The organism is Hoylesella timonensis S9-PR14 (assembly GCF_000762405.1).
GTDB classification, from domain to species: domain Bacteria; phylum Bacteroidota; class Bacteroidia; order Bacteroidales; family Bacteroidaceae; genus Prevotella; species Prevotella timonensis_A.
Window position 1 is genome coordinate 1 of record NZ_JRPQ01000162.1, and the last position, 5,305, is coordinate 5,305.

A 5,305-nucleotide genomic window follows, 5' to 3' on the forward strand; every position below is an offset into this window, starting at 1 on the left:
TAAGACTTTTATTTTTTTGAGGATGCTTATTTGCTGTTAAGTCATTTATTTTGCATACAACAAATAAAATAATATGGGATCATTCGGTATATTCGCAATTGTAGTGACATTCATCTTTGTTATCTATTATGTTGCTATGATCAGCCTTGATTTGTTCGGCAAGAAAGGAGAAAAAAAGGAAAGTGTTGAAGTCATTCACACGAGTACGTCTGTCAACAATACGGAAGGTGCGCCAGCAGTTTCGGCAGTTAGAGTTAGTGAGGACAGCGATGGCAAGTATCAGATAGAACGTCCTGGTGACGAAGCACCTGAAACGTACGGCGGTGCAATGGCAGCAGAGCCAACAGCACCCAATAAAGCAGATGAAGCATCAGCTACTCATATCGACGAAGATAAAATAACAGCGAAAGACATTACAGATTCAGATACAGAAGAATTGGCCAAGCAGGCCCAAGCCAAGGTTGATTCAATCAACGGAGACTTGAACAGCGTGTCGCCAGACATTCAAGGAGCTGTATATGTGGACGAGTTCGTTGAAGATTGTCAAGCTGCATTATTGAAGGCCAAGCAAGAAGACGAACAGGCAGAACAATTCAGTATATAAGTCATGAAGAAGTTTAAGGGAAAAACCTATTTACTGTTATCAGCATTACTATCGCTTGCACAGCCCGTTATAGCGAATTGTGGGACAACCGACTATAGTGGCAATTCCGGTCGCCTGTATAATATGGTTGTCTTCGTATTAACTTGTTGTACAGCCGTATTGTATTTGCTTTATGCAATTGCAGCCCTCCTGTCCATATACAGTGCTACCAGTATCTATATTAAGATGCAAGCAGGAGAAGAGGGCTTTACCAAAAGTATCATCGTTTTGGTTGGCAGCTGTATTTTCCTACTTATCGCCACCATAGTCCTTCCAGCGTTCTTCGGTTTCCAATTTGGAGTGACCGACAGGCTTTGGTAATTCATTTATTACATATTTTCATATAATTATTAACTAACAAAAAATCCAAGACAATGAATCAGAATTTGTCAGTAATGGTAAGCGGTGCCAAGAGTTTTGGCATTTCCGCAGTGAAGAAAATCAAATCCGTAGCCACAGACCCTCGTTTTGTATTGGTGATGCTGATGTTGGTTGTGGTAACGGTTGCCGCCGATGCACAGAACATCGATTCCGGTATTCAAGCTATCACCAAGTCAACGGATGCCTTGAAGAAGTACATCCCCGTTGTAACGAAGTTGTGCTATGCCTTAGCAGGTATTGTTGCCGTTGTGGGTGCCATCTCCGTTTACATCAAGATGAACAACGAGGAACAGGATGTCAAGAAATCTATCATGATGATTGTCGGAGCCTGCATCTTCCTCGTAGCAGCAGCTCAAGCACTGCCACTGTTCTTCGGACTGTAACAGAGAAACATGGAAACAGTCAAGAACGACTATCCCGACTACCCAGTATTCAAGGGGCTTCAGAAGCCTCTTGAATTTCTGGGCCTTCGAGGAAGATACATTGTATGGGCCGCCATTACTGTTGGAAGTGGTCTGTTATCATTCTTGATTGGCTATATGATCTTCGGCTTCGTCATATCCTTGTCGCTGTTAACCATTATTCTTTCCGTTGGAGGAGTAACCATTTTTGTCAAGCAGCACAAAGGATTGCATACAAAGAAATCACCAAAAGGGATTTACATATTCAGCCATTCAAGACAATATTAGAACATTTATTTGATTGTAAGTTAAGTAAATTTATGATTACCGTAATCGTCATATTGGTCTTTGCCTCTGTGTTATTGGGAATGTTTATTTCCATCAAGGCTTTCGGCACAGGTAGCAAACGTGCTAAAGTGTTTGAGAATATCTATTTCAGTTTTGAGGATGTAAACGATATAGGTGTTATCTACACTAAGAAAGGCGATTATTCAACTATCTTGAAGATGGATAATCCCGTCAGGAAGTATTCAGCCGACACTGACGGCTATTACGAGTTTACGTCCTTGATGGCCTCTGTCCTTCAGGTTTTAGGCGAGGGCTATGCCATACACAAGCAAGATGTCTTCGTCCGCAAGAAGTTTAACATATCAAACATAGCAGGAAAGAATAGTGATGCTAAAAAGCGTTTTCTTTCCGATGCCTATTTCAAGTTTTTCAATGGTCGTCCCTATGTGGAGTCACAGACATATCTCACCATCACCCAGAGAGGTAGGAACGGCGGATTGAAGACATACGATGCCGATAAATGGCGTGATTTTCAAGTAAAGATACAGAAAGTCCACGACCGTCTGAAGAGCGAGAATGTAAACTGTCGTTTTCTTAGTGGCAAGGAATGTCAGGAATATACCGAACGTTTCTTCGCCGTTGATTTCAAAAACGAAGTTATTTCGATGACCGACTTCAATGTGGAGTCCGAGAAAATCTGTATGGGTGATGAACAGCTGAAAGTGTATAGCCTTTTGGATGTGGATGACCCTGGTCTTCCTGGCACACTTCATCCTTACGCTGACATCAATGTCAACAACACTGTTATGCCACAAGACCTACTTTCAGATCTTAGTACTCTCCCAGATGTGGACACCATCATATATAATCAAATTATTTTCCTTCCCAATCAAAAGCGAGAGATAGCGAAGTTGGAGAAAAAGAAGAACCGTCATGCCTCTATCCCCAATCCGAATAATCAGATTGCTGTTGAAGACATCAACGACGTTCTTAATGAGATTGCCCGTAACGGTAAGCAATTTGTTTATGCCCATTACAACCTTATAGTAAAGACCAGTGCCGACAAGAACTTGCAAAAGGTTACCAACAGTTTGGAAAATCTTTTGGCAAGATACAGTATGCACCTGTCCAAGCGTGCCTATAATCAATTAGAGTTATTTGTTGCCAGTTTTCCAGGCAACTGCTTTGAACTCAATGCAGATTATGATCGTTTTCTGACGCTTTCCGAGCCGGCACTATGCCTTTTGTATAAGGAACATCAACAGAAAGGTGACGATACCAACCTGAAATGCTATTATACTGACAGACAGGGCGTTCCCATGGCTGTGGACGTGTCTGGTAAGGAGGGGAAAATAAGGTATACCGACAACTCTAATTTCTTTGTACTTGGCCCTTCAGGTAGCGGCAAGTCCTTTTTTATGAATACCGTTATGCGTCAGTATTACGAGCAAGACACCGATATAGTCATTGTTGATACCGGCGATAGCTACGAGGGCTTGTGCAGCTATTTTGAAGGCATATACATCACCTATTCAAAGGAGCATCCTATTTCGATGAATCCGTTTAAGATTGAGAAAACCGAGTACGAGCAGAACTTTCAGGCAAAGAAAGACTTTCTTAGAAATATTATCTTCCTTATATTCAAAGGCAATGGTGAACCGACGAAACTTGAAGAGACCATCATCAACCAAACACTGATAGAATACTTTGAGGAGTATTTCACCCCGTTTGAGGGTTTTACCGAGGAGCAGAGAGACAATATGCGNCATGTCATGGANCTTGAAGATAAGCGNACTGGNAAGTATGAAGAATACGAGCAGCAGTTGGAAGAGCGTTATGGCGTTTCTGATGACATGGATGACATAGACGACATAGATGATAGGATCGATGAAGAGGAAGAAGCCATTCAGAAGCACAAAGCCCGTAACCTCCGTCTCCGTGATAAGTTGCAAGCCGTCATTGATGATAGTGCTGCCACTGATGGGGAGAAGAGTAATGCCAGCCGTCAACTNTTGCGTCTCACTCCAGAACTCATTGAGAGCAAATATCTCCAACGCATCAACAAGAAAATCGATAAGATTGAGCGTCAGCGTAAGAAGATGCGTGTGACGGAGTTGAANTTCAACACTTACTATGAGTTCGCCATAGAGCGCATTCCGCAGATTATGAAGCAGGATGACGTAACCTTTCCTATCAATGAATTTGCTACAATTCTCAAACCTTTCTATAAGGGTGGCGAGTTGGAATATACGCTCAACAACGACATGGATTCCTCGCTTTTCAATGAAAAGTTCATCGTATTCGAGATTGACAAAATAAAAGAAAATCCAGTTCTTTTCCCCATTGTCGTACTAATTATTATGGATGTGTTCACACAGAAGATGCTCCTAAAGGAAGGAAGAAAATGCCTTGTCATAGAAGAAGCGTGGAAAGCTATTGCNACTCCTGTCATGGCCACCTATATACAGTACCTTTACAAGACCGCCCGCAAGCACTGGGCAATGGTCGGTGTCGTCACACAGGAGATACAGGATGTTACCGAGTCNAAGATAGTCAAGGAAGCCATCATCAACAATTCCGGTGTCTTCATGCTGCTTGATCAGAGCAANTTCAAGGACAAGTTTGACAACATCAAGAAAACGCTTGCCCTAACCGACATTGANTGTAAGAAAATTTTNACCATNAACCGCNTGGAAAATAANGANGGNCGTTCGCCATTCAAGGAAGTCTTCATCAAACGAGGACAGGAAGGTGATGTATTTGGCATAGAGGAACCACCAGAATGTTATATGAGTTANACAACGGAGAAGATAGAGAAGCTGGCCTTGAAGCTCTATAAGAAACTTCTNCNGTGTNATCACCAACATGCCATCGAAGCCTTCGTGCGTGACTGGAAGCATTCAGGGATNAAGAGTTCCTTGGAATTTGCCAGAAAAATATTAAAGGANAGAAAAGTATTAAACAATTAGTCCCAAAGTTATATGCGTCGTATCATTGCCATCATCCTTTTGATCCTCTCGGTGACAGCCATGTCAGCCCAGTCGTATCATGCCGTCAACATTGACGAGGGTACNGTNGCTGCCATGACTGCCGCATACGCAATAGAGTCGGAAACCGAGCGTCTAACCGTTTCCGATGTAGATTCCATCTTAGGNCATTACACCAAGGCAAGCCTTTCCACCGCAGGCATCTACNTGTCAAAGCTGAAAGACCGNAACGCCATGCGTGATGCAGGGCTGTTCAGCAGNGATGAGAATTATTATTATCAGCGCATCCTTTATTTAGTGAAAGACGGCATCATGCCCAAGCTCATCGTCGTTGCTGTCAAAATGGTCAAGCAGCCCGACAATGCCCTTTATTGGGGACCTTACCTATTCAAGACTACTCAAAATGTCGAACAGCTATGCAAACAGTTCGAACTTGTTGTTACAAATGGTAAGCTATCTTTCAAGGACGTAGTTTTCTTGGTTATCAACGAGAAGTTGCGGAAAATCTTCGACGTGTCTCAATTGGGGAATGTCAACTGGAAAGACCTCTTGGAAAAGATCGGCGACTTTGACATCAAAGCCGCCAAGGAAAACATTAAGAAAGA

General features: G+C 42.6%; 5 protein-coding genes. All 5 read left to right on the forward strand.

From position 1 onward, the window contains the following. The first annotated feature begins 73 nt into the window (after positions 1-73). On the forward strand, positions 74-604 hold the full coding sequence (locus tag HMPREF9304_RS10420; RefSeq protein ID WP_036928844.1) for a hypothetical protein: 531 nt from the start codon (positions 74-76) through the stop codon (positions 602-604). Positions 605-607: 3 nt separating this feature from the next. Beyond that, on the forward strand, positions 608-964 hold the full coding sequence (locus HMPREF9304_RS10425; protein WP_036928834.1) for a DUF4134 family protein: 357 nt from the start codon (positions 608-610) through the stop codon (positions 962-964). A 53-nt stretch (positions 965-1,017) separates the two neighbouring features. After that, entirely contained in the window at positions 1,018-1,407 is a 390-nt protein-coding gene (locus HMPREF9304_RS10430; RefSeq protein WP_081953701.1) for a DUF4134 domain-containing protein, read from the forward strand. Positions 1,408-1,416: 9 nt separating this feature from the next. Next, positions 1,417-1,713, forward strand: coding sequence for a DUF4133 domain-containing protein (locus tag HMPREF9304_RS10435; protein WP_036928836.1), 297 nt, complete (start codon positions 1,417-1,419; stop codon positions 1,711-1,713). Positions 1,714-2,831: 1,118 nt separating this feature from the next. Next, positions 2,832-4,682 carry a TraG/VirB4 family ATPase gene (locus tag HMPREF9304_RS15310; protein WP_445236340.1) on the forward strand — a complete coding sequence of 617 codons (1,851 nt, stop codon included), beginning with the start codon at positions 2,832-2,834 and terminating at the stop codon, positions 4,680-4,682. The last annotated feature ends 623 nt before the right edge of the window (positions 4,683-5,305 follow it).